Source organism: Arsenophonus apicola (assembly GCF_020268605.1).
In the GTDB taxonomy this organism is placed as follows: Bacteria; Pseudomonadota; Gammaproteobacteria; order Enterobacterales; family Enterobacteriaceae; genus Arsenophonus; species Arsenophonus apicola.
On record NZ_CP084222.1, the window covers coordinates 2,217,142 to 2,240,698 of the forward strand.

The window sequence follows — 23,557 nt, forward strand, 5'->3', positions numbered from 1 at the left end:
TTACCCTATTAACACTTATAATTCAGTCACTTAATGTTAGCAGCAAACGACAACATCCGCTCCAAAGGTTTTAATGCTCTCTCTCTTAATTCACCATTAATAGATATTTCGTGTAATTCACCTTCTTTTTTTAGTCCTTGTTCAATAGTTTTTAAGCTGTTCATTGCCATCCAAGGACAATGTGCACAAGTTCGGCAGAACGCACTTTCACCTGCCGTTGGCGCAATATAAAATGTTTTATCTGGACATGCTTGCTGCATTTTATAAAAAATACCTTTATCTGTTGCCACGATTATTTGCTGATTAGGCAAATTTTGCGCAGCTTGGATCAATTGACCGGTTGAGCCAATTGCATCTGCAAAATCAACAACAGCTGCTGGGGATTCTGGATGCGCTAATATTGCCGCATCAGGATACAACACTTTCATTTTCTTCAAGGCTTGAATTTTGAATTCATCATGTACAATACAAGTAGCTTGCCAGCAAAGAATATCTGCTCTTGTTTTTCTTTGTACATAATTACCTAAATGACGATCCGGTGCCCAGATAATTTTTTGTCCTTGACTATCTAAATAATCAATTAATTCAACTGCAATACTGGAAGTTACAACCCAGTCAGCTCTAGCCTTAACTGCGGCAGAAGTATTGGCATAAACAACCACTGTTCGCTCTGGATGTTGATCACAAAATTCAGCAAATGGCTTTGCGGGACACCCTAAATCTAATGAGCACTCCGCTTTCAATGTTGGCATTAATATTGTTTTTTCAGGATTTAAGATTTTGGCCGTTTCTCCCATAAATCTAACTCCAGCAACAACTAAAGTCGATGCCGGATGTAGTGAGCCAAAACGTGCCATTTCCAGTGAATCAGCTACACAACCACCGGTTTCTTCGGCTATAGCTTGAACGTCAGGATCGGTATAATAATGCGCGACTATAACCGCATTTCTCTTTTCCAACAATAGTTTAATAGATTATTTACAATGTTTTTTTTCACTATCTGTCAAAGGCGCTGACCTAATAGGAAATGGATAGCTAGCTAAATTGAAATCAATAAAATTAGACATTTTTCACTCGTTTGTTTAGTATTTAAATTAAAAATAATCTTTTTTAGCAAAAAAGACTATTTCTTTGCCTCTTTTGTTTCATATACTAAACAAGATAATCAATATTTAAAATTTTGTCGCTTAATTTTTACTATCAAATAGCGCTAGATAATCGATTTATCTATCTGGTTGCATAATAAAAATAAATACTGTTTTTCATCCGCATTCAGTATCCAGATAAGATGAAATTAGCTTTTGGCTGAAATAGTAGCAATATCTTTAGATGCTGGATCGTACAGGATCACTTGGCTTACGACCCCGCCCTGCGGGTCGTTGTGCTGTCTCGCTGCGCTCGACTCGAACCTACACAGCTTCTCATCCTGTACTCGCATTGCGATATATTATTTTTGGTTTTTTGGAAAGCATGAAGATATCTTTAGATGATGGATTGTACAGGATCACCCGGTCTACGGCCCCACCCTGCGGGTCGTTGCGCTTGGCACAAGGCTGTCTCGCTGCGCTCTACTCGAACCTACACAGCTTCTCAACCTGTACTCGCATTGCAATATATTATTTTAGTTTCTTTGCAAAGTAGGAAGAGTTTTTTAGATGGTGGGTCGTACAGGATCACCCGGTCTACGGCCTCGCCCTGCGGGTCGTTGTGCTTGGCACAAGGCTGTCTCGCTGCGCTCGGCTCGAACCTACACAGCTTTTCATCCTGTACTCGCATTGCAATATATTATTTTAGTTTTGTTGGAAAGTAGGAAGAGTTTTTTAGATGGTGGGTCGTACAGGATTCGAACCTGTGACCAATTGATTAAAAGTCAACTGCTCTACCGACTGAGCTAACGACCCATCTGAAGTTACCTGAGCTGATGGCGGTGTATATTACTTATTTTTACTAAGGGTGCAATTGTTTTTTTACTGAATGAATTTAAATGCTTATTAATCACACAATTATCCCCGAAATAAACAGCAGTATATACTTCGGGGCTATTCATTAGAGTGATGCTAATTTTTTCTCTGCCAATTGCGCACTCGGACTGCCAGGATAAGCTTTAATCACTTGTTGATAAACAACTCGTGCTTTATCATTTTGCCCTTTTTCTTGCATCAGTAACCCTACTTTATAAAGGGATTCTGCCCCTTTGGGTGAATTAGGGTAGTTTTTTACGACGGTAGCAAAATAAAAAGCCGCATCATCTTTATTTCCCTGATTATAATTCAATTGTCCAAGCCAATAATTAGCATTGGGCTGATAATTAGATTTAGGGTAAGCTTTGATAAAATGCTGAAAAGAACTAATTGCCTGGGCAATCTGCTGTTTAGATTTGCTCTTTATAGCAAGTGCAACCGCCGTATCATAGTCAGCCTTTTCATTCGCTGGTTCAGCCGTGCCAATAGCATTACTGCTATTACTACTTTCAGTATTTGCTTTGACTTTATTTGCACCAGTGGTCAATGAATCCAACTGGATATAAAGATCTTTTTGTCGTTCAATAACTTGAATTAACTGATATTGGTTTTCCTGAATTTGACCACGCAATGTATCAATGTCTCGCTGAGCATCCGATAACTGCTTCTGAATTTGATATAATAATTGCCCTTGAGAATTAACCGCTGTCTCAATTTGAAGAAGACGATCACTGGTAGAGCCTGAGCCGACATTAATGATTGGCGCTTGGGCAGTAGCGACTGCTGTAGCCGCTACGCCAACCAATAACGACAGACTCAAATAAAGATGTCTGAAGTTACTGTTCATGTAATACTCTTAATATGCCAGTACCGCACGACGGTTTTTAGCATATGCTGTTTCGTCATGACCCAGTACCGCCGGTTTTTCCTTACCATAAGATACGATAGCAATTTGCTCACCGTTGACGCCTTTGCTCTGCAAATACATTTTCACAGCATTAGCACGACGCTCACCAAGGGCAATATTATACTCTGGTGTACCGCGTTCGTCAGCATGGCCTTCAACAGTAATTTTTACTGAAGGATTACCGCGCATGAAAGCTGCATGCTGATCTAAAATTTGTGCATACTCTGGAGCAACATCGTACTTATCGAAACCAAAGTAAACAATATTGTTACTTTGCAATTCTTGCATCTGCTGACGAGCCAATTGCTCAGCAGAAAGGCTAGCATTGCTATCTACTACATTGTTTTCAGTACCTGTCTTGTCATTGCCTTTTTTTGAGCTACATGCTGCAACGGCTAGCATAGGTAACGCTAACATTAGCCCTTTAAGCACTTTATTCAATTGCATCTTGTTCGATCCTTTAATAGTTATTAAATACTTATTATTATGCATCACAAATACGGCGACCAGGCAGGAAATTTAACCTGTCCATCAGTTGCCGGCAGACGCGCTTTGAAACGCCCATCCGTTGATACCAGTTGTAATACAGTACCTAACCCTTGTGAGGAGCTATAAATTACCATAGTACCATTAGGTGCAATACTCGGCGTTTCATCCAGAAACGTATCCGTCAAATATTCAACGTTACCCGTTGCCAGATCCTGTTTAGCAATGTGCTGTTTACCATCACTCGAGTTGACCATTACCATAAACTTACCGTCAGGGCTGACGCTTGGATCCTGGTTTTGCTTGCCTTCCCAAGTAATACGCTCTGGCACACCACCATTAATATTTAGTTTGTATATTTGTGGACGTCCAGCTTGATCAGTAGTGTAAATAAGTGTCTGACTATCTGGCATCCAGTTTGGTTCAGTATTGTTACTGCGACCATCGGTTATTTGGCGAGTTTGGCCACTGGCCAAATCCATTACATAAAGATTTAAACTACCGCTCTTTGACAGAGCAAAAGCCAGCTTGGTTCCATCAGGGGAGAAAGTAGGTGCACCATTATGCCGCGGGAAAGCGGCAATTTGGCGGACTTCACCCGTTGCTAACGTTTGTATAACCAACGCAGAACTGCCGCTTTCAAAGGTTACATAAGCTAATTTTTCTCCATCAGCTGACCAGGCTGGAGACATGAGAGGTTCGGGCGAGCGATGGACAGTAAATTGATTATAACCATCATAATCTGAAACCCTTAATTCATAAGGAAACTTTCCACCATTGGTTTTCACTACATAAGCAATACGAGTACGAAATGCACCTCGAATACCGGTTAATTTGGCAAAGACTTCGTCACTAATAGTATGTGCTGCATAGCGTAACCATTTTGCCGCTACTTTCAATTGATTTTGCGTTAATACAGCGCCAGGAGAGTTCACCACATCAACCAATTGATAGCTAATAATATATTGCCCATCAGCAGCAGGTTGTACCTGGCCAACAACAACCGCGTTGATACCTAATGCCGTCCAAACAGTGGGGGTGACTTCCGATGCGGTGGTTGGTTGTTGAGGCATATGACTGGGATCAATCGGATTAAATTTACCGCTATTTCGTAAATCAGCCGCAACAATTTGTCCTACATTGTCGGGTAAAGTACCTGTTCCTGTCCATTTAAAAGGTACAATAGCAATAGGCTGTGCTGTATTGATGCCTTGAGTAATTTCAATACGAATTTCTGCCTGAGCATATGCCGCCCATAGTATTAGAAAACCTAATAATAATTTAAATGCCTGCTTCATTTTTTCTTCCTTATCACGTATTCACGTCCGTAATAATTAGCTTAAATATTAACAAAGGTGAATACACAAAACCAGATAACTGAAAAACTTTTGTTAATTTTCCTAGCCTTATGCTATTCATAACACTCATTAACTAAGGTTTGAACACTAAAGAACTTCCCTCTTTATTAAATGCATCATAAATACTACGACTAGGCGGTTTAGGCATTATCGCTGTCTTGGCTGCAAGTATCGCTGCGTCACAGAGTGATTGATCATTTGCTGCACTAGTTTTAGCTGCAATACTAATTAACATACCGTCAGGAGCGAGTTTTATGCTTAATTCGCATGTTTTGCCGCGATAAATATCAGCATTATAAAATTTGCTCTGAATCGCGGCTTGGATCTTGCTCTGATAATTAGCCACGTCTGAACTAGATGCCCCGCTTCTTCTATTTGCTCCTTGACCCGCCGCTGCTGCACCTCCTGTTTGCTGAATTGGTTGTTGAGCAGTTAACCCGCCGAGCAGATCTTCAACCGCAGCAGCCTGTTTTGCTGCATCGGCTTTTTTCTTAGCTGCCAATGCCTTAGCAGCTTTTTCAGCTTTTTCTTTGGCTTCAGCTTGTGCTTTAATCTTGGCTATTTCAGCCTCTTTTTTAGCTTGCGCTTCTGCTTTCGCTTTTGCCTCTGCTTGCTCTTTTATTAGCCGCTCTTGTTCTGCTTTGGCTTTAGCGGCAGCCTCTTCAGCAATTTTCTGTTGTTCTTTCGCTTTTTTGGCCGCTTCTTCTGCTTGCTTGCGTTGTTGCTCGGCTTCTCGTTCTATTTTAATACGCTGCTCTTCAACCATTTTTAAGCGTTTTTGTTCTTCTTCCTGCTGTTTTCGTAGTTCTTCTTCTTGTTGTTGCAGACGTTTCTTTCGCTCAGCATCTGCTTGTTTGGCACTAGTTTGCTGCCGTTGCAGTTGGTTATACTGTTCTATTACGGCACTTGGATCAACCATGATAGCATCGACCACTTCACCACCTTGACCGCCACCACCAAGTTTAATAATTTCATTCAGTGAACCCAAAATGATAAAACCAAATAGTAAAAAGTGAAGTATTATAGAGAGTACGACAGAGCGACTCAGTTTATTTTTTTGCTCTTTTGTCTTTCTCACAACAGATTTCCAAACAAGTAATTATGCAATTACATCAAATAGGCTGAGTCATAAAGCCAACCGATTTAATGCCAGCTTGATGAAGTATATTTAGCGCTTTAATAACTTCTTCATAAGGTACATCTTTAGCGCCGCCAATTAAAAAAATGGCCTGTGGATTTTTTACCAATGCGGCTTTTGTTATTGCCGCAATCTGTTCTGGCGGTAAAAGCTCTTCCCGATGACCATCAATAATAACACTGTATTGCCCTACGCCAGCGACTTCAAGAATAATGGGCGGATTATCACTGCCTGACACAATTTCTGCTTGTGCCGCATCAGGTAATTCCACTTTTACGCTTTGCGAAATAATCGGAGCCGTTGCCATAAAGATCAATAACAGTACCAACAGTACATCCAATAAAGGAACGATGTTAATTTCAGATTTCAGTTCACGTCTATGTCGAGTCCGTGCCATCTTTCTGTTCTCCGCATTTATTGCTTTTCAGAAGCAAAAGCTTGACGATGCAAAATGGCTAAGAATTCTTCCATAAAATTGTCATAACTTTGTTCCAATTTATTGACTCGCTGATTCAGGCGATTATAAGCCATTACAGCTGGAATAGCGGCAAACAAGCCGATTGCCGTTGCAATTAAGGCTTCAGCAATACCCGGAGCGACCATTTGTAATGTTGCCTGTTTAACCGAACCTAAAGCGATGAAAGCATGCATGATTCCCCATACGGTACCAAATAATCCGATGTAAGGACTTATTGATCCTACCGTACCTAAAAAGGGTATATGCGCCTCCAATGATTCTAACTCACGATTCATTGATATTCGCATAGCTCTAGATGCGCCATTCATTACAGCTTCTGGGGTATGAAGATTAGCTTGGCGTAAACGAGCAAATTCTTTAAAGCCAGAATAAAAAATCTGTTCTGATCCAGTTAATGTATCACGCCGAGCCTGACATTCTTTATAGAGACGTGATAGCTCAATACCGGACCAAAAACGATCCTCAAAAGCTTCCGTTTCTCGAGTTGCTGCATTTAAAATTTTGCTTCGTTGAATAATAATAGCCCAAGAAGCAATAGAGAATCCTATGAGGATCAACATGATAAGTTGAACCAAAAAACTCGCTTTGAGGAATAAATCTAAGATATTCATGTCAGCCACTGCTTAAACTCCGCCACAATAGACTCAGGAAGCCCGATTGGCTTCATTTCAGAGGTATCAATAGAAACAATAATTATTTCTGCTGTGCAAATTTCTTTTCCTTGCTGATTAATTAATCGTTGCAGAAAAGTCAATGATGTACGTTGAACATGGTTAATTTTTGTTTCAACGGTTAATAAATCATCCAATTTAGCAGGGTATAAATAGTCAATTGTCATTTTACGTACGACAAAGGCTAAATTTTGTTCTCGTAATTTCTGCTGTTCAAATCCTTTTTCTCGTAACATTTCCGTTCTAGCACGCTCGAAAAAATGCGCATAACGTGCATAATAGACTATACCTCCCGCATCAGTATCCTCGTAATAAACACGGATAGGCCAGCAAAACAGCATATTTTACTCCCCTCGCTATCAATTAATTACCCGTCACTATACTTAAGTGAATCATCTATTGGAATGATTTATAAATAAAGTTACAAAAAAATAGTGAAATATAAACTTATTTTAAGAAATGAAACTCATACGCAAGAAATAAAATAGTCCGCAAACCAGGATCAAAATAGCAGGTAATGGATGAAAAAAATAACGCCAAAACGCTTTGTTAGGTAAAAACCCAATACCAAATATTATCCCACTACAAGTTGCCCAAATTAGCAATAATTCCTGCCATGTAGCAAGAGAACTGGTATTTGCGGCAAATAATGTTGGATCCCAGAGTACACAAAAAGCCATGGCAAATGCCATAAACAGGATAAGGATCCGAAACGGACCCTTATGCATTGCTGAGTAGATTTTATCTACCATTATCATTCACCAGGATGGTTAGCTTTGTTAGCCGCATTAGCTTCAACCTGCTCAATAGCCAGAGCTGCAATGACAGCGAAACTACAAGCAAGTAGCGTTCCTAAAATCCAAGCAAAATACCACATGCTATTCGCTCCTTAATATAATGAATGCTTGTTATTTTCAATATGCATTTTGTCAATGCGACCAAACATTTTGTAATAACACCAAATTGTATACGCCAATATTATTGGCACAAAAATGATGGCAACAACCGTCATCACTTGTAATGTAAACAAGCTTGAAGTGGCATCCCAAATCGTCAAACTGGCATTAGGCTGTATACTTGAAGGCATAATGAATGGGAACATACTAATGCCGAAAGTTAAAATAATACATGCAATTGTCAGTGATGAGAATAAAAATGCCCAGCCGGCTTTATCAAGCTTGGTACCTAAGATAGTCAGTATGGGAAAAATTAAGCCCAGTATAGGTAATGCCCATAAGCCGGGATGATTATTAAAATTAACCAACCATGCCCCAGCTTCTTTTACTACTTCTTTATGTAGCGGATTAGAAACGGCATAGGTATCGATGTTACTTTTAATCGCATAACCATCAATCCCATATATCAACCAAAAGCCAGCCGCTGCAAAAGCGATTAAGGTTAAAAAAGCGGTAATATAAGTGATATTACGTGAACGTAAATGTAATTCACCTACCGTGCGCATCTGAAGATAAGTTGCGCCTTGGGTAATTATCATCATTATAGAAATAATGCCCGCTAATAAACCATAAGGATTAAGTAACCCCAAAAATGAGCCGGTGTAATTCAAATATAATTGGTCATTGACTGCAAAAGGAACGCCCTGTAACAAATTGCCAAAAGCAACACCAATGATCAGTGGAGGAACAAAGCTACCAATAAATATGCCGCGATCCCACATATTGCGCCATTTGGAATTCTCAAGCTTTGAACGATAGTCAAACCCTACCGGTCTGAAAAATAGTGACGCCAAGACTAATATCATGGCAACATAAAAACCTGAGAATGCCGCTGCATAAACCATCGGCCAAGCCGCAAATAGTGCACCACCCGCAGTCACTAGCCAAACCTGATTACCATCCCAATGCGGTGCGATTGAATTGATCATGATGCGACGCTCAGTATCTGTTTTTCCCATAAATGGTAATAAGATACCAACACCCATATCAAAACCATCAGTCACGGCAAAACCGATCAGCAACACACCAATCAGTAGCCACCATATAAATCTTAGAACTTCATAATCAAACATGAATGGACTCCTGTTTACTAAGCTTCTTGGGCTGAAATATTTTGTTGCTCATAATGATAACGACCTGTTTTAAGACTACTCGGCCCTTTACGTGCAAATTTGAACATTAAGAACAATTCAATAACCAAGAACAAAGTATACAGACCACATATTAGCGCCATCGAGAAAATTAGATCTGCACTACTTAATGATGAATGCGCAACCGCTGTCGGTAAAATTTCACCAATTGCCCACGGTTGGCGGCCATATTCAGCAACAAACCAACCAGATTCAACCGCAATCCATGGTAACGGAATACCGAACATAGCTAAACGCAAAAGCCATTTTTTCTCTCCAATACGGTTACGAATAACAGACCAAAAGGATAAGCCAAAAATAAGCAACATTAGGAAGCCACAAGCCACCATAATGCGAAACGCCCAGAATAGCGGTCCAACTTTAGGAATACTATCTTTGGCTGCCGCTTTAATATGTTCTTCACTGGCATCAACAACATTAGGCGTATAGCGTTTTAACAATAATCCATAGCCAAGATCTTTTTTATTTGTATCAAATGCTTTTCGTGTAGCAGGATCGTTATCACCAGCCTGTAATCGTTTTAACAGTGCATAGGCTTTTATACCATTACGGATACGAACTTCATGTTGCGCCATTAAATCTTTTAAACCCAAAACCGGCGTATCGATAGAACGGGTGGTAATAATTCCCATTAACCATGGAATTTCCACTGCGAATTCATTTTTCATTTTTTCGCTATTGGGTATAGCAATAAGATTAAATGAGGCCGGCGGTGGTTGGGTTTCCCATTCAGCTTCAATAGCGGCTAATTTGGTCTTCTGCACATCACCCATTTCATAACCCGATTCATCACCCAAGACAATGACAGATAGTACTGAGGCGATACCAAAACTTGCCGCTATCGCGAAAGAACGTTTAGCAAAGGGTCGATCACGGCCTCTGAGTAAGTAATAAGCACTAATGCCTAAGATGAACATGGCACCCGTACAATAGCCTGCCGCAACGGTATGAACAAATTTAACTTGTGCCACGGGATTTAAAACTAATTCTGAAAAACTGAGCATTTCCATTCGCATGGTTTCAAAGTTAAAATCAGAAGCAATCGGGTTTTGCATCCAACCATTAGCAACTAAGATCCATAGCGCAGAAAAATTAGAACCCAACGCAACCAGCCATGTGCTAGCTAAGTGTTGGGTTTTACTTAAACGATCCCAGCCAAAAAGAAATAAACCAACAAATGTTGACTCCAGGAAGAACGCCATTAATCCTTCAATTGCCAGTGGCGCACCAAAAATATCACCAACATAATGGGAATAGTATGACCAGTTAGTCCCGAATTGGAATTCCATGGTCAAACCGGTTGCAACACCTAAGGCAAAGTTAATAGCAAATAACTTACCCCAGAATTTAGTCATATCTTTATATATCTGTTTACCTGAAATAACATATACCGTTTCCATTATGGCTAGTAAAAACGACATACCAAGTGTTAATGGCACAAACAGGAAATGATACATTGCAGTTAAGGCAAACTGTAACCGGGACAGTTCGACAATATCAAACATCTTGACTCCTTGCTCCTAGCAGGAAGACACCGACTTGCGGCGACCTGACTTTCATAATGCAAAGATGAAAGCCTCATAACTACCAGCTTTATACATCTTAAAATAACGATAAAAAATTTATCAAAATACAACAAACATCTTAATAATAGTACGCTTATATACACTTATAATAAATAGATTTAATACGATTAAGATTGAAATTTTGCGATTAAATCAACATACCACTACATTTAAATACTAGCCAAATTTGATCCACAATAAATTTTTGAAAAATGAAAGCAAAACTCATGTTATTATTTGATTTAAATCAATTTTTATTAAAATCATCAATAGCTTAAATAGCGACTTATTTTTCAGTAGATGTTAATAAAATAGGCAATAATTCATTCTAACAATTTACCGTTAGATGGCTTAGAACGACAAGCCAAAACGTGATTTAACAAACCCGAAATTGGATCTTTTCAATCCGTATAACGTCATTTTTGCTCGTGAAAAACTAAGTTTACCAACATTTCTCACAGCCTAAACATAAAAAAAGCCACTATCTATAGTGGCTTTTACTAATCATAGTATGAATCAGGTTATTTACTAGTCACTAATTAGTTAACGGCTGCCCCATTCGGTTAAACTACGAACCGTTTTACTCCTACCGCTTCGAAAGCAACAAACTTCCTATTTGCGCTATCTTTGCCGCCAGCCATGCTTCGGTATTGCTGTCATAAAAAAACCGCTAAAAATGGGCAAGACACGCAAATTTATTCCCAGCAAAAATATAGCAGTAGAGGGAACGCCAACTATAACGCTTCGTTACCGATTGGCTGTGCACTAAAAAAAAACCGAAGTGGTTGAATGCTGAATTTTTGCAAGGCCGATAGCCTGAATGATGCGATCCTGTTCAACGAAGCCCTAACTAACAGGGCTTTTTTATGGTGTTTAAAAACTCAACTTAAACAAAACAATAGCCGGTATATCAAAATGCTCTTGGCTATCGAAGGTTAATTCAATATTTCCTTCATTACCATAACTGTCAACAACCTCAATAACAGGATTATTAATTACATCTTTCCAGCCTTGTTGATATAAAGCACTACTAACCGGAATAGTATTTTTATATAAAATTAAGTTAACAGCACCACTTTTATCATCGATATATTCTTTTCTTATTTTAGGATTACAGAGATATTTAGTCGGATAATTACTATTATTATCATTAAGTATATAAAAGCCATCAATATCAATAACGTCATTCATTGAGTACCATAAATTGACCTGATAACTATTTTGCTGACTTTTACCAATAACCGCACAGGGATAGTGAGGTTCTTTAAATATAGAAAAACATTTAAAAACCTGTGGACTTCTTACAACATGCATTTCCTGACTCATATCCTGATTTTTTATTGGATGATAAGAAATAACATGTTCTTTAAAGAAGTTATTTACACCGGTTTCTTTACTTGGAAGAATCTTGATAATTGAACTCTCTATTTTTCCCTTGTAAGAAGAAGGCGCATTACTAGAGTAAAACGTTTGATAATTCAACTCAGCAATGTCAGATAATACGCCCGCTTGTATCGTAATATTATCTTTATCACTGTAACGGATGGGTTCTCTGGCAATGATGGTAATATTTTTCGGGTTTTTAAATTCATTGCCTTCTTTGCCATTGGGGCCATTTTTGGTCGAGGTACCAAATTGGGAAGTGTTAAATTTACCCACCCCAGGAATATCAATACCACCAGCAATAACAACTCCATTATCCTGTCTGTCACAGCAAACAAACTTATGGATACTAATAAAACCATCATCCATCACATCAATTTTTTCATGCCGAGCATCGGCGCTTTGGATATATTCAATCACTTTGTTATATCCATTATCTTTGTCGGATATTTTCCAGCCCGATTTCAAGTCATTACCCGAAAAGAAGTCACAAAGAAAAATATGTTCTCTTACATCCTCTTCTTTTAATGAAATAGGTGAAAGACTTTTATCAATAATACGTAGAGTAACCATGACCTATACCTGATTTTTACCATTGCCATAAATTGCAGCTTTATTATTAACCGAATTTGGAAAATCTATACTTAAATGGGTAAGTTGATAAAAATCCTGCCAAATATTATATGAATTCACAGCAGCCTCCGGAAATCAAAAAATAAAGAAATATGTTTTATAAAAAATTTGATTAAAGAAATTTTTAAATTCTTTATTTTTATCTTCAAATAATATTTTATACTTTACTATTTAATAAAAAATAAAAACCATGATAAATAAATTTCACCTAAGTAACAAATGGTTAGATTTAAATAATTATTATATTTATGTTAAAAATAATATAAATTTATATTTATTAGAGTAAAATAAAATTATGATATTGAATGTTAATCGTTTTTTATTTTATAACTATTTTTAACCGCACAATAAAATTGAATTATTTTTTATTTCTCATCACCACCTAGTAGATTTAATTCTCGTAAATATAATTGTTAAATACATTTTGGCTGATTTTTGCTAAGAAAACTAAATAACAGAATTGAGGCTATAGCAGAATGGTATATAAACCCGTCAAAGATGAGATTTATATCTGTAAGTTAAAATTATAAAATGGTTATCAAGTAGATAATATCAAAATATATCTATATATCAATAATTTATATAGTCAAAAAAGCCACTATCTATAGTGGCCTTTACAAATCATAGTATGAATCTGGTTATTTACCAGTCACTAAATGCTTAACGGCTGCGCCAATTTCGGCTAAACTACGAACTGTTTTTACCCCTGCCGCTTCTAAAGCAGCAAACTTCTCATCAGCGGTACCTTTACCGCCAGCAATGATGGCGCCAGCATGACCCATACGCTTACCTTTGGGGGCCGTTACGCCAGCAATATAAGCAACGACGGGTTTGGTGATATGTTGTTTAATATAAGCGGCCGCTTCCTCCTCCGCTGTACCACCAATTTCACCAATCATAACGATAGCTTCAGTTTGTGGATCTGCCTGGAACAATTTCAATATATCAATAAAATTTGAACCAGGAATAGGATCACCACCAATTCCGACACAAGTCGATTGGCCTAAGCCTGCATCGGTTGTCTGCTTAACTGCTTCATAAGTTAAGGTGCCAGAGCGTGATACAATACCGACTTTGCCAGGTTTGTGGATATGTCCGGGTTGGATACCAATCTTACATTCACCCGGGGTAATAATACCCGGGCAGTTTGGCCCTATCATTCTTACCCCAGTTTCATCTAACTTTGCTTTCACTGTTAGCATATCTAAGGTAGGGATCCCTTCGGTTATGGTAATAATCAGTTTGATGCCACTATTGATCGCTTCAAGAATCGAATCTTTGCAGAATCGAGCTGGCACATAGATTACCGATGCGGTTGCACCTGTTGCTTTTACCGCTTCGCGTACTGTATTAAAAACCGGTAATCCTAAATGTGTGGTTCCGCCTTTACCTGGCGTTACACCACCGACCATTTTTGTTCCATAAGCAATTGCCTGCTCTGAGTGAAAAGTTCCTTGGCTACCGGTAAAGCCTTGGCAGATAACTTTAGTATTTTTATCAATTAAAATAGACATGACTTATTTCGCCTCCGCCGCTGCTACTGCTTTTTCTGCCGCATCGGTCAAACTGGTTGCAGCCGTGATCTGTAGGCCACTATCCGCTAACTTTTGTGCTCCTAGCTCAGCATTATTACCTTCAAGACGAACAATGACCGGGACTTTAACCCCAATTTCTTTAACTGCGCCAATAATACCATCAGCAATCAAATCGCAGCGAACAATGCCACCAAAAATATTGACCAAAACAGCTCTAACATTTTCATCATATAAGATAATTTTAAATGCTTCTGTTACCCGTTCTTTCGTGGCTCCACCACCAACATCAAGAAAATTAGCCGGAGCACCGCCATGCAACTTGACAATGTCCATGGTTCCCATGGCTAAACCAGCCCCATTAACCATACAACCAATATTGCCATCTAAAGCAACATAGTTTAATTCCCATTCTGATGCATGAGCTTCACGCGGATCTTCCTGAGAAATATCACGCATCTTCTGTAATTCTGCTTGGCGGTAGAGTGCATTACTATCAACACTAAGCTTTCCATCCAGACAAATTAAATCCCCTTGCTTAGTTATGACCAGGGGATTAATCTCGATTAATGCCAGATCACGCTCGAGAAAAATTGTCGCTAATCCGATAAATATGTTGCTAAACTGCTCAACTTGTTTGCCGCTTAAGCCTAACTTGAAAGCAAGCTCACGACCTCGATAAGGCATGGGACCAGTTAAAGGGTCAATAATGGCTTTGTGGATAAGTTCCGGAGTCTGTTCTGCCACTTTCTCAATTTCAACGCCGCCTTCAGTCGATGCCATAAAGACTATCCGACGAGTGGCACGATCTATCACCGCCCCTAAATAAAGCTCTTTATCAATATCCGTTGCTGCTTCTACTAAAATTTGATTAACAGGCTGTCCATGGGCGTCGGTTTGGTAAGTGACTAAGCGTTTTCCTAACCAATTTTCAGCAAAAAGCCGGACTTCGTCGCGATTATTAACCACTTTGACACCACCCGCTTTACCTCGGCCACCCGCATGCACCTGACACTTTGCCACCCAAGGACTATTACCCAATTTTGTCGTGGCATCTTCTGCTTCTTTTACTGTTTTACAAGCATAACCGGTCGGTACTGGCAAACCATACTGCGCAAACAGCTGTTTTGCCTGATATTCGTGTAAGTTCATGATGCTCTATCCATAATTTAGTCTGACTGAGACATAACAGGTCTCTATATATTTTCATTTAAACATTGGTCAATAAAAAATTAACCAAGCTTTATACTGCAGACTGAGTAAATAACTTCACTCTAATTTGGTTATCTAGACGTCTAACAATAAACGAGCCGGATCTTCCAACATGTCCTTTATGGTCACCAAAAAGCTAACAGACTCACGTCCATCAATTAAACGGTGATCATAGGAAAGGGCTAAATACATCATTGGCAAGATTTCGATTTTACCATCAACCGCCATTGGCCTATCTTTGATAGCATGCATACCTAAAATTGCACTTTGCGGCGGATTAATAATCGGGGTTGACATTAAAGAGCCAAAAACACCACCATTAGTAATGGTAAAATTTCCACCAGTCAATTCTTCAACCGTTAATTTGCCATCACGCCCCTTAACTGCTAACTCTTTAATACGCTTTTCAATTTCTGCCATGCTCAACGCATCTGCATCACGTAATACTGGTGTGACCAAACCTCTCGGCGTGGAAACAGCAATGCTAATATCAAAATAACTATGATAGAGCAAATCCTCACCATCAATAGAGGCATTCACTTCAGGATAACGCTTAAGGCTTCCACAACCGCTTTTACATAGAAAGACATAAAGCCCAAGCGCACACCATGCCGTTTTTCGAAACTTTCACCATAATGTTTGCGTAAATCAAAAACCGGCTTCATATTGACTTCATTAAAGGTGGTCAACATGGCGGTGTTGTTTTTCGCTTCTAGTAAACGTTCTGCAATACGTTTCCGTAAACGCGTCATTGGTACGCGTTTTTCACTTCGATGAGGAGATATTGATGATGTCGTTGTAGGTGCATCATTCTGTGGCTTAATAGTTGTATTTTCGCTGGCTGTTGATTGGTTTTTAATATATTTTTCAACATCATCGCGCGTTATACGCCCGCCTACACCACTACCTTTGATATTAGCCGGGTTTAAATCATGTTCGGCAATTAAACGACGGACAGCCGGTGTTAGTACATTATGACTCTCTTCCTCAAGACTGGCAGTCTGACGTTTAGCTGGTGCCGATTCAGTTGTCTCTTTTACCTCAGCCGGGATCCCTGTACTATCACTAAGCTTTATGCGTCCCAATAGTTGTTTAGATAAAACAGTCGCTCCCTCTTCTTCCAAAATTGATTCCAGAACACCTGAATCTGCTGCTGGTACTTCGAGTACCACTTTATCCGTTTCAATTTCCACTAATACTTCATCGCGCTCTACCTGATCACCTGGTTTCTTGTGCCAAGTTGCCACTGTAGCATCGGCAACAGATTCAGGAAGATCAGGAACAAGAATTTCTATGCTACTCATTTTCTATCCTTTAATTTATTTACTTTTAGTGCATCATCAACCAATGCTTTTTGCTGTTCTTGATGAACAGACGCGTAGCCTACGGCGGGTGAGGCAGATGCAGGGCGCCCCGCATAGCTTAATAATGAACCTTTTGGAATTGCTTCCCGGATATTATGCTGACTACAGTACCATGCACCCTGATTAAGAGGCTCTTCTTGACACCAGACAAAATCACGAACATGTGCATAAGGCTTTAGCGCTGTTTCTAAATCTTTATGGGGGAATGGATATAATTGTTCAATACGAACAATAGCGAGATTTTTTTGTTTGTTTTCACGACGTTGTTCAAGTAGATCATAATAAACTTTACCTGAACATAAAACGACACGTTTAACTTTTTTCGCATCTATGGGATCAACTTCGCTAATAACTTGCTGGAATTCACCATTTGCTAGCTCTTCCAAACTAGAAACTGCAAGAGGATGGCGCAGTAATGACTTGGGTGACATAACAATCAATGGACGTCGCATATTACGAAGTATCTGGCGACGGAGCATATGATAGACCTGAGCGGGCGTAGATGGAACACAGACTTGCATATTTTGTTCCGCACACAGTTGTAGATAACGCTCTAAACGGGCAGAGGAGTGCTCTGGACCTTGCCCCTCATAGCCATGGGGTAACAACATCACTAATCCACACATGCGTCCCCATTTCTGTTCACCAGAACTAATAAACTGATCGATAACCACTTGCGCTACATTAGCAAAATCACCAAACTGAGCCTCCCAAATAGTCAAAACCCGTGGCTCGGCAGAGGCATAACCATATTCAAAAGCAAGTACCGCTTCTTCAGACAAAACGGAATCCCAAACGTCAAATATACCTTGATTTTCCCGTATATTAGCCAGAGGGACATACACTGAGCCATTAGTTTGATTATGAATAACTGCATGACGATGAAAAAACGTACCTCGACCGGCATCTTCACCGGATAAACGAACTTGTATCCCTTCATCAACTAATGTTGCATAAGCTAAAGTTTCTGCGGCTCCCCAATCAAGTAGTTTTTTACCGCTCGCCATTGCCTGGCGATCACTGTAAATTTTTTCCACTCGAGGCTGCATGACAATCTCTGCCGGAATAGTACTTAAACGTTTAGCTAAATCTTGCAGTCGTTTCTTTTTAACTTTGGCAGGGTAAGCATCACTCCATTCATGATTTAAGTAAGGTGTCCAGACCGAATAGTTAGTGCCTATTGGACGCCATTCATCAACGACACAATCACCGTGATCTAATTTATCACGATAGAGATTAACCATTTCGGTTACTTCATCGCTAGTAACTGTCTTTTCCGCTATCAATTTATCGGCATAAATTTTACGCGGTGTAGCATGTTTTTTAATTTTTTGATACATAATTGGCTGGGTAGCGCTCGGCTCATCCGCTTCATTATGACCATGTCGACGATAACAAACTAAATCAATAACAACATCGCGTTTAAACTTATTGCGAAAATCTAATGCCAATCGAGTAACAAAAGCAACCGCTTCGGGATCATCGGCATTCACATGAAAAATAGGTGCTTGCACCATTTTCATGATATCAGTGCAATATTGTGTTGAACGTGCATCTTTAGGATTGGAGGTGGTAAAACCTATCTGGTTATTAACCACAATTCGCACTGTACCACCAACTTCATAGCCTCGAGCCTGAGACATATTCAGCATTTCCTGCACGACTCCCTGGCCAGTTACCGCCGCATCACCATGAATAGTAATAGGCAGTACCATATTACTACGACCTTCATCTAAGCGATCACGACGCGCACGGACAGAACCGATTACTACCGGACTAACTATTTCTAAATGTGATGGATTAAAGGCTAAAGCTAAATGAACCAAAGCGCCTTCTGTTTTAAAATCAGAAGAAAAGCCCTGATGATATTTAACATCACCAGTTCCTAAATGATCTTTATGCTTGCCGGCAAACTCATCAAACAGATCTTTTGGTTGCTTACCTAAAATGTTAACTAAAACATTTAATCGCCCACGGTGCGCCATGCCCAATACGACTTCACGCGTATCCTGTTGACCTGCATGCCGGATCAAATCCTTTAGCATCGGAATGAGCGAATCGCCCCCTTCGAGGGAAAAGCGTTTTGCGCCAGGAAATTTTGCCCCCAGATAGCGCTCTAATCCCTCAGCCGCAGTTAATTCTGATAAAAAGCGGATTTTTTCTTGTTTGCTAAATTGTTCACTAACCGGCGTGGCCAGTTCTAGGCGCTGTTGGATCCAACGTTTCTCTTCCGTGTTGGTAATATGCATGTATTCTGCACCAATGGAAGCGCAATAAATACGCTTCAGTGCCGTATACAGCTCACTCAATTTCATGGTTTCCTGGCCAATAGCAAAAGAACCAACATTGAAGGTTTTTTCAAAATCAGCTTCAGTTAAATCATGAAATGCAGGATCTAAATCAGGCACAGTTTCTTGTTTCCACAACTCTAATGGATCAAGATTTGCATTTTGATGTCCTCTAATACGAAATGCGTTTATTAATTGGAGGACTTTAACTTGCTTCGCATCCAAAGACGGATCACTAACCGAAGTTTGATAACGTGTAGAATCTTTCGCCAATGAACGAAAATATTCACGTGTTTGAGTATGGGAGTATTCACCGTTGGAGCTTGCACCTGGTAGTTTATCAAAAATGTCTCGCCAGTCTGCATTAACGGAATTAGGGTCAGTTAAGTAGTCTTCATAAAGCTGTTCGATATAAGACTGATTTGCACCAGCTAGAAAACTTGAATCTAGCCAGTCCTTCATTACGCCGTTGTGCATTGTGATCCCTTAAGCCTATAGGCTTTAGTTTTCGTCGTAGTTAACAGTACCGTTTTTATATAGACGGTTTCAATAAAGATTCTTTGAACGTGTTCTATGCACGATTATTAATAAAGGGGGCTTTTTATTAAATTCCCCTTATCGTAAGAACCTTTAAAAACCGTAACCGGTTTTTAAAGACTCCTGCCATAATTTAACACATAAAAATAACAGTAATTTAAAATAATTGATTTCTATTTTTTATTTCCCGCAATATTTCTATTACGGGAAATTTTACCCAAACTATGCACTACGCTTTAATAACATTGATTTAATGTGACCAATAGCCTTAGTCGGATTTAAACCTTTTGGACAAACACTGACACAATTCATAATGCTATGACAGCGAAATACACTAAACGCATCATTTAAATTATCCAATCTTGTCTCAGTTTCAGTATCCCGACTATCGATTAAGAAACGATAAGCAGCTAATAAACCGGCAGGTCCAATAAATTTATCAGGATTCCACCAAAATGATGGACATGAAGTTGAACAGCAAGCACAAAGAATACACTCATATAAACCATCCAATTTTTCTCGTTGCGCTGGAGTCTGTAAATATTCACGAGCCGGTGAATTCTTGCCATCATTAATAAGGTAAGGACGAATTTTTTCATACTGAGTATAAAATTGGGCCATATCAACAATTAAATCTCGAACAACCGGCAAACCTGGCAAAGGTCGAATCACTATCTTTCTTTTATCACGACACAATGCTGACAATGGTGTAATACAGGCCAAGCCATTTTTACCATTCATATTTAATCCATCAGAGCCACAAACGCCTTCACGACAAGAACGACGAAATGCTAAAGTCGGATCTTTTTCTTTTAGTTGAATTAACGCATCCAGCAACATCATGTCACGCCCTTCAGCTATGTCCAAACTGTAGTCTTGCATACGTGGCATATTATCGACGTCTGGATTGTAACGATAAATGGAAAATTCAATTTTCATAATCTACTTTCTCCGCAACACTATTAACGTCGTGCATTAATAAGTACGTATTTTAGGTGGGAAGGGTTCACGTAACTCAGGTTGCATATTGACTGCTCGGCGAGCCATGGTTCCAGACTGTGGTAAATATAGCGTGTGACATAACCAATTTGTGTCATCACGATCAGGGTGGTCAAAACGACTATGTGCTCCCCGGCTTTCTGTCCGGAAATTGGCGGCTTCTGCCGTTGCAAACGCCGTTTCTACTAAATTATCTAGTTCTAAACATTCAATACGTTGGGTATTAAATTCGCGTGAAGTATCATCCAAACGGGCGTTTTTTAAACGTTGACGAATGACTTTTAATTCTTCTAAACCCTTAGCCATCGCATCGCCTTCACGAAAAACGGAAAAATTATGTTGCATACATGCTTGTAATGCTTTACGTATTTCGACCGGATCTTCACCGCTATGGGTATTATCCCAGCGATTTAAACGCTTTAAAGCCACATCAATATCAGATTCACTGGCATCACGCATTGAGCCTTGTTCCAGTAAAGATTCTTTCAGATGTAAGCCAGCAGAACGGCCGAATACCACTAAATCAAGTAATGAATTACCGCCTAAACGGTTGGCCCCATGAACAGACACACACGCAATTTCACCAACAGCAAATAATCCCGGGATCACAACATCTTCACCTTTTTCATTTATCGTCAACGCCTGACCGGTTACTTTGGTTGGGATCCCACCCATCATATAATGGCAAGTAGGAATAACAGGAATGGGTTCTTTAACGGGATCAACATGAGCAAAAGTCCTAGATAACTCAAGAATACCGGGTAATCGTGACTCCAATACTTCTTTACCTAAATGATCCAGTTTTAATTTAACATGGGGTCCCCAGGGGCCATCACATCCCCTACCTTCACGGATCTCTATCATAATTGAGCGAGCAACCACATCACGGCCCGCTAAATCTTTGGCATTGGGTGCATAACGCTCCATAAAGCACTCGCCATCTTTATTAAGTAAATAGCCACCCTCTCCACGACATCCCTCTGTCACTAATACACCCGCGCCAGCAATTCCTGTTGGATGAAATTGCCACATTTCCATATCCTGCAATGGCACACCTGCCCTGACGGCCATGCCTACCCCATCACCGGTATTAATATGTGCATTAGTCGTTGACTGATAAATCCTGCCCGCTCCACCGGTCGCAAGAATAGTGGCTTTAGCTTTAAAGTAAACTACCTCACCAGATTCCATACATAAAGCGGTACAACCGACTATGTCACCATCCTGATTTTTGACTAAATCCAATGAATACCATTCGGAAAAAATGGTGGTATGGTTTTTTAAATTCTGTTGATATAGGGTATGCAAAAGGGCATGCCCAGTTCTATCTGCCGCCGCAGCGGTGCGAGCCGCTTGCTCACCACCAAAATTTTTTGATTGGCCACCAAATGGACGTTGATAAATACGGCCATCATCTAAACGTGAAAATGGTAACCCCATATGTTCAAGTTCTAGTATGGCCTCAGGTCCGGTTTTGCACATGTATTCAATGGCATTTTGATCACCGATATAATCAGAGCCTTTGACAGTATCATACATATGCCATTGCCAATCATCCTCATGTGTATTACCTAATGCAACAGTGATCCCGCCTTGGGCTGATACGGTGTGTGAACGGGTTGGAAAAACTTTAGAAATTAATGCACATGACAAACCTAACTGGGAAATTTGCAATGCTGCCCGCATCCCAGCGCCACCAGCACCAATAACAACTGCATCAAACTCTCTTATTGGTAATTTCATTTACGCTCCCCACACCACTATTGTTCCATAAATTAAATAAGTCATTAGTATTACAATAAAAAAAAGTTGTAATAATAATCGCAATGCAATTGACTTAATGTAATCGGTTAATACTTGCCATAAACCTATCCAGGCATGTATCAATATGGAAATGAGCGTTAAAATAGTAAAAATTTTAGTTATTGAAAAAGCAAAAAATGTCCGCCAAACAGTATAATTTAACTCAGTCGTTACAATAAAACTAACAATATAAATCGTATAGAGGACAATAATAATGGCAGATGCACGAAGTAACAGCCAATCTTGGGTACCGGTACGGCCTAATGTTGATGCGCTAACTACCATATAAAAACCCCCGCCAAAATCGACAAAATAGCGGTAATAATAAACGCAGCTATAGCGGAAATGCGTCCTACAGACAAACTCTCATCGATAAAACCAAAATCCATTAACATATGGCGAACACCGCCACAAATATGATATATCAATGCTGTCAATACACCCCAAATAATGAATTTGATGAAAAAACTATGCATAATTTCGGTCGCATATTGAAAGCCTTCCAATGAAGAAAGCGATAATCCCAGCAGCCATAATAAAATACCGACCGCAACAAAGGTAATAACGCCAGAGACACGATGTAAAATCGAAGCGATTGCAGTAACAGGAAAATGAATTGTCTGCAATTGAAGATTAATAGGTCTTTGTTTTTTCACAATTTTTGCCCACACAGCTCTTTATTGTTTTCCTACCTCCGGACCTGGAGCAGAAATCAAACAGCGATCGTGATAACAAAGTACAACTCAGCTGATAAATTAATCCATAACATATTGGCAAAAGTTGTTACTTATTAACGCTGGGTACTCCTACCACAAGGTAATCCGGAGACCTCGTTTGCAGTATATGACCTTCACATGCCCATTACAATTACAACACATTATGTTTGGAGAGATTTAGCTTGAACAGTGAGTATGATCACGATTTAAACATCGGTCATTAAATTGATAATGTAATTTGACAAGTGTTAAACATTTATCTTACATATGATTAAGTTAAATTAATTAGTCTTTATTACCGCACAAAAAAAAGAAATTATGTAAAATAAAAATGCTAGATTGTTAGCCATAAAAAACCTAATGTTATTGTTGATATAATTTAAAATATATAAGGAACATAATAGATTATGAAATGTTAA

The 23,557-nt window shown here is 39.4% G+C and carries 19 protein-coding genes, 1 tRNA gene, 3 other RNA genes and 3 pseudogenes; all 26 read right to left on the reverse strand.

All coding sequences use genetic code 11. The features are described 5' to 3' along the window. Nucleotides 1–26 precede the first annotated feature (26 nt). The 26 genes and pseudogenes from nadA to sdhC all read right to left on the reverse strand — a co-directional run bounded on the left by nadA (nt 27) and on the right by sdhC (nt 23,093). Nucleotides 27–1,067, reverse strand: a pseudogene (gene nadA, locus LDL57_RS10525) (quinolinate synthase NadA). 263 nt (nt 1,068–1,330) lie between these two features. Then, nucleotides 1,331–1,446, reverse strand: a non-coding RNA gene (locus tag LDL57_RS10530) — RtT sRNA. 41 nt (nt 1,447–1,487) lie between these two features. Continuing rightward, a non-coding RNA gene (locus LDL57_RS10535) (RtT sRNA) lies at nt 1,488–1,615 on the reverse strand. A 41-nt stretch (nt 1,616–1,656) separates the two neighbouring features. Further along, nucleotides 1,657–1,784: non-coding RNA, RtT sRNA (locus LDL57_RS10540), on the reverse strand. Nucleotides 1,785–1,825: 41 nt separating this feature from the next. Continuing rightward, a tRNA-Lys gene (locus tag LDL57_RS10545) sits at nt 1,826–1,901 on the reverse strand. 145 nt (nt 1,902–2,046) lie between these two features. Beyond that, nucleotides 2,047–2,808 (reverse strand): tol-pal system protein YbgF, encoded by a 762-nt coding sequence (ybgF, locus tag LDL57_RS10550; protein ID WP_225505571.1) that lies wholly within the window; start codon nt 2,806–2,808, stop codon nt 2,047–2,049. A 9-nt stretch (nt 2,809–2,817) separates the two neighbouring features. Further along, complete coding sequence (gene pal / locus LDL57_RS10555) at nt 2,818–3,315, reverse strand: peptidoglycan-associated lipoprotein Pal (RefSeq protein ID WP_180559748.1); 498 nt, start codon at nt 3,313–3,315, stop codon at nt 2,818–2,820. A 44-nt stretch (nt 3,316–3,359) separates the two neighbouring features. Continuing rightward, complete coding sequence (gene tolB / locus LDL57_RS10560; RefSeq protein WP_180559749.1) at nt 3,360–4,652, reverse strand: Tol-Pal system beta propeller repeat protein TolB; 1,293 nt, start codon at nt 4,650–4,652, stop codon at nt 3,360–3,362. Nucleotides 4,653–4,785: 133 nt separating this feature from the next. Next, nucleotides 4,786–5,790: a cell envelope integrity protein TolA gene (gene tolA / locus LDL57_RS10565; protein WP_180559750.1), complete on the reverse strand. Its 1,005-nt coding sequence runs from the start codon at nt 5,788–5,790 to the stop codon at nt 4,786–4,788. A 34-nt stretch (nt 5,791–5,824) separates the two neighbouring features. After that, nucleotides 5,825–6,247, reverse strand: coding sequence for a colicin uptake protein TolR (gene tolR, locus LDL57_RS10570; protein ID WP_180559751.1), 423 nt, complete (start codon nt 6,245–6,247; stop codon nt 5,825–5,827). Between the two features lie 17 nt (nt 6,248–6,264). Beyond that, the gene (gene tolQ / locus LDL57_RS10575; RefSeq protein WP_225505573.1) at nt 6,265–6,948 is read right to left on the reverse strand and encodes a Tol-Pal system protein TolQ; all 684 of its coding nucleotides are present in this window, start codon (nt 6,946–6,948) and stop codon (nt 6,265–6,267) included. Continuing rightward, nucleotides 6,936–7,340 (reverse strand): tol-pal system-associated acyl-CoA thioesterase, encoded by a 405-nt coding sequence (ybgC, locus tag LDL57_RS10580; RefSeq protein ID WP_180559753.1) that lies wholly within the window; start codon nt 7,338–7,340, stop codon nt 6,936–6,938. Before ybgC ends, tolQ begins: the two co-directional genes overlap by 13 nt. A gap of 111 nt (nt 7,341–7,451) precedes the next feature. Further along, nucleotides 7,452–7,754, reverse strand: coding sequence for a cyd operon protein YbgE (ybgE, locus tag LDL57_RS10585; RefSeq protein ID WP_370520681.1), 303 nt, complete (start codon nt 7,752–7,754; stop codon nt 7,452–7,454). Then, nucleotides 7,754–7,876: a cytochrome bd-I oxidase subunit CydX gene (cydX, locus tag LDL57_RS10590; protein WP_180559755.1), complete on the reverse strand. Its 123-nt coding sequence runs from the start codon at nt 7,874–7,876 to the stop codon at nt 7,754–7,756. Before cydX ends, ybgE begins: the two co-directional genes overlap by 1 nt. A 12-nt stretch (nt 7,877–7,888) precedes the next feature. After that, nucleotides 7,889–9,028, reverse strand: a complete 1,140-nt coding sequence (cydB, locus tag LDL57_RS10595) for a cytochrome d ubiquinol oxidase subunit II (protein ID WP_225505575.1) — start codon at nt 9,026–9,028, stop codon at nt 7,889–7,891. Between the two features lie 17 nt (nt 9,029–9,045). Next, nucleotides 9,046–10,611, reverse strand: a complete 1,566-nt coding sequence (gene cydA, locus LDL57_RS10600; RefSeq protein ID WP_180559757.1) for a cytochrome ubiquinol oxidase subunit I — start codon at nt 10,609–10,611, stop codon at nt 9,046–9,048. A gap of 933 nt (nt 10,612–11,544) precedes the next feature. Continuing rightward, a complete protein-coding gene (locus LDL57_RS10605; protein ID WP_180559758.1) occupies nt 11,545–12,627 on the reverse strand; it encodes a hypothetical protein in 1,083 nt (360 codons plus the stop codon). Nucleotides 12,628–13,325: 698 nt separating this feature from the next. Continuing rightward, on the reverse strand, nt 13,326–14,201 hold the full coding sequence (gene sucD / locus LDL57_RS10610; protein WP_180559759.1) for a succinate--CoA ligase subunit alpha: 876 nt from the start codon (nt 14,199–14,201) through the stop codon (nt 13,326–13,328). 3 nt (nt 14,202–14,204) lie between these two features. Next, nucleotides 14,205–15,371 carry an ADP-forming succinate--CoA ligase subunit beta gene (gene sucC / locus LDL57_RS10615; protein ID WP_180559760.1) on the reverse strand — a complete coding sequence of 389 codons (1,167 nt, stop codon included), beginning with the start codon at nt 15,369–15,371 and terminating at the stop codon, nt 14,205–14,207. A 135-nt stretch (nt 15,372–15,506) separates the two neighbouring features. Next, nucleotides 15,507–16,204, reverse strand: a pseudogene (gene sucB / locus LDL57_RS18195) (dihydrolipoyllysine-residue succinyltransferase); the annotation flags it as partial. Nucleotides 16,205–16,296: 92 nt separating this feature from the next. Next, nucleotides 16,297–16,735: pseudogene (locus LDL57_RS18200) on the reverse strand (biotin/lipoyl-containing protein); the annotation flags it as partial. Beyond that, nucleotides 16,732–19,560, reverse strand: a complete 2,829-nt coding sequence (gene sucA, locus LDL57_RS10625) for a 2-oxoglutarate dehydrogenase E1 component (protein WP_225505577.1) — start codon at nt 19,558–19,560, stop codon at nt 16,732–16,734. The pseudogene LDL57_RS18200 and the gene sucA, both read right to left, overlap by 4 nt. A gap of 282 nt (nt 19,561–19,842) precedes the next feature. Beyond that, nucleotides 19,843–20,559: a succinate dehydrogenase iron-sulfur subunit gene (locus LDL57_RS10630; protein ID WP_180559763.1), complete on the reverse strand. Its 717-nt coding sequence runs from the start codon at nt 20,557–20,559 to the stop codon at nt 19,843–19,845. Nucleotides 20,560–20,595: 36 nt separating this feature from the next. Further along, nucleotides 20,596–22,362 carry a succinate dehydrogenase flavoprotein subunit gene (sdhA, locus tag LDL57_RS10635; RefSeq protein ID WP_180559764.1) on the reverse strand — a complete coding sequence of 589 codons (1,767 nt, stop codon included), beginning with the start codon at nt 22,360–22,362 and terminating at the stop codon, nt 20,596–20,598. After that, complete coding sequence (gene sdhD, locus LDL57_RS10640) at nt 22,363–22,707, reverse strand: succinate dehydrogenase, hydrophobic membrane anchor protein (protein ID WP_180559765.1); 345 nt, start codon at nt 22,705–22,707, stop codon at nt 22,363–22,365. Further along, entirely contained in the window at nt 22,701–23,093 is a 393-nt protein-coding gene (gene sdhC / locus LDL57_RS10645; RefSeq protein WP_180559766.1) for a succinate dehydrogenase cytochrome b556 subunit, read from the reverse strand. The genes sdhD and sdhC overlap by 7 nt, the downstream gene beginning before the upstream one ends. Between the last annotated feature and the right edge of the window lie 464 nt (nt 23,094–23,557).

Bases quoted from the DNA above. Each gene is read 5' to 3' on its own strand.
- ybgF (WP_225505571.1), bottom strand. From the start codon at position 2,808: ATGAACAGTAACTTCAGACATCTTTATTTGAGTCTGTCGTTATTGGTT.
- pal (WP_180559748.1), bottom strand. From the start codon at position 3,315: ATGCAATTGAATAAAGTGCTTAAAGGGCTAATGTTAGCGTTACCTATG.
- tolB (WP_180559749.1), bottom strand. From the start codon at position 4,652: ATGAAGCAGGCATTTAAATTATTATTAGGTTTTCTAATACTATGGGCG.
- tolR (WP_180559751.1), bottom strand. From the start codon at position 6,247: ATGGCACGGACTCGACATAGACGTGAACTGAAATCTGAAATTAACATC.
- ybgC (WP_180559753.1), bottom strand. From the start codon at position 7,340: ATGCTGTTTTGCTGGCCTATCCGTGTTTATTACGAGGATACTGATGCG.
- cydX (WP_180559755.1), bottom strand. From the start codon at position 7,876: ATGTGGTATTTTGCTTGGATTTTAGGAACGCTACTTGCTTGTAGTTTC.
- cydB (WP_225505575.1), bottom strand. From the start codon at position 9,028: ATGTTTGATTATGAAGTTCTAAGATTTATATGGTGGCTACTGATTGGT.
- cydA (WP_180559757.1), bottom strand. From the start codon at position 10,611: ATGTTTGATATTGTCGAACTGTCCCGGTTACAGTTTGCCTTAACTGCA.
- LDL57_RS10605 (WP_180559758.1), bottom strand. From the start codon at position 12,627: ATGGTTACTCTACGTATTATTGATAAAAGTCTTTCACCTATTTCATTA.
- sucD (WP_180559759.1), bottom strand. From the start codon at position 14,201: ATGTCTATTTTAATTGATAAAAATACTAAAGTTATCTGCCAAGGCTTT.
- sucC (WP_180559760.1), bottom strand. From the start codon at position 15,371: ATGAACTTACACGAATATCAGGCAAAACAGCTGTTTGCGCAGTATGGT.
- sucA (WP_225505577.1), bottom strand. From the start codon at position 19,560: ATGCACAACGGCGTAATGAAGGACTGGCTAGATTCAAGTTTTCTAGCT.
- LDL57_RS10630 (WP_180559763.1), bottom strand. From the start codon at position 20,559: ATGAAAATTGAATTTTCCATTTATCGTTACAATCCAGACGTCGATAAT.
- sdhA (WP_180559764.1), bottom strand. From the start codon at position 22,362: ATGAAATTACCAATAAGAGAGTTTGATGCAGTTGTTATTGGTGCTGGT.
- sdhD (WP_180559765.1), bottom strand. From the start codon at position 22,707: ATGGTAGTTAGCGCATCAACATTAGGCCGTACCGGTACCCAAGATTGG.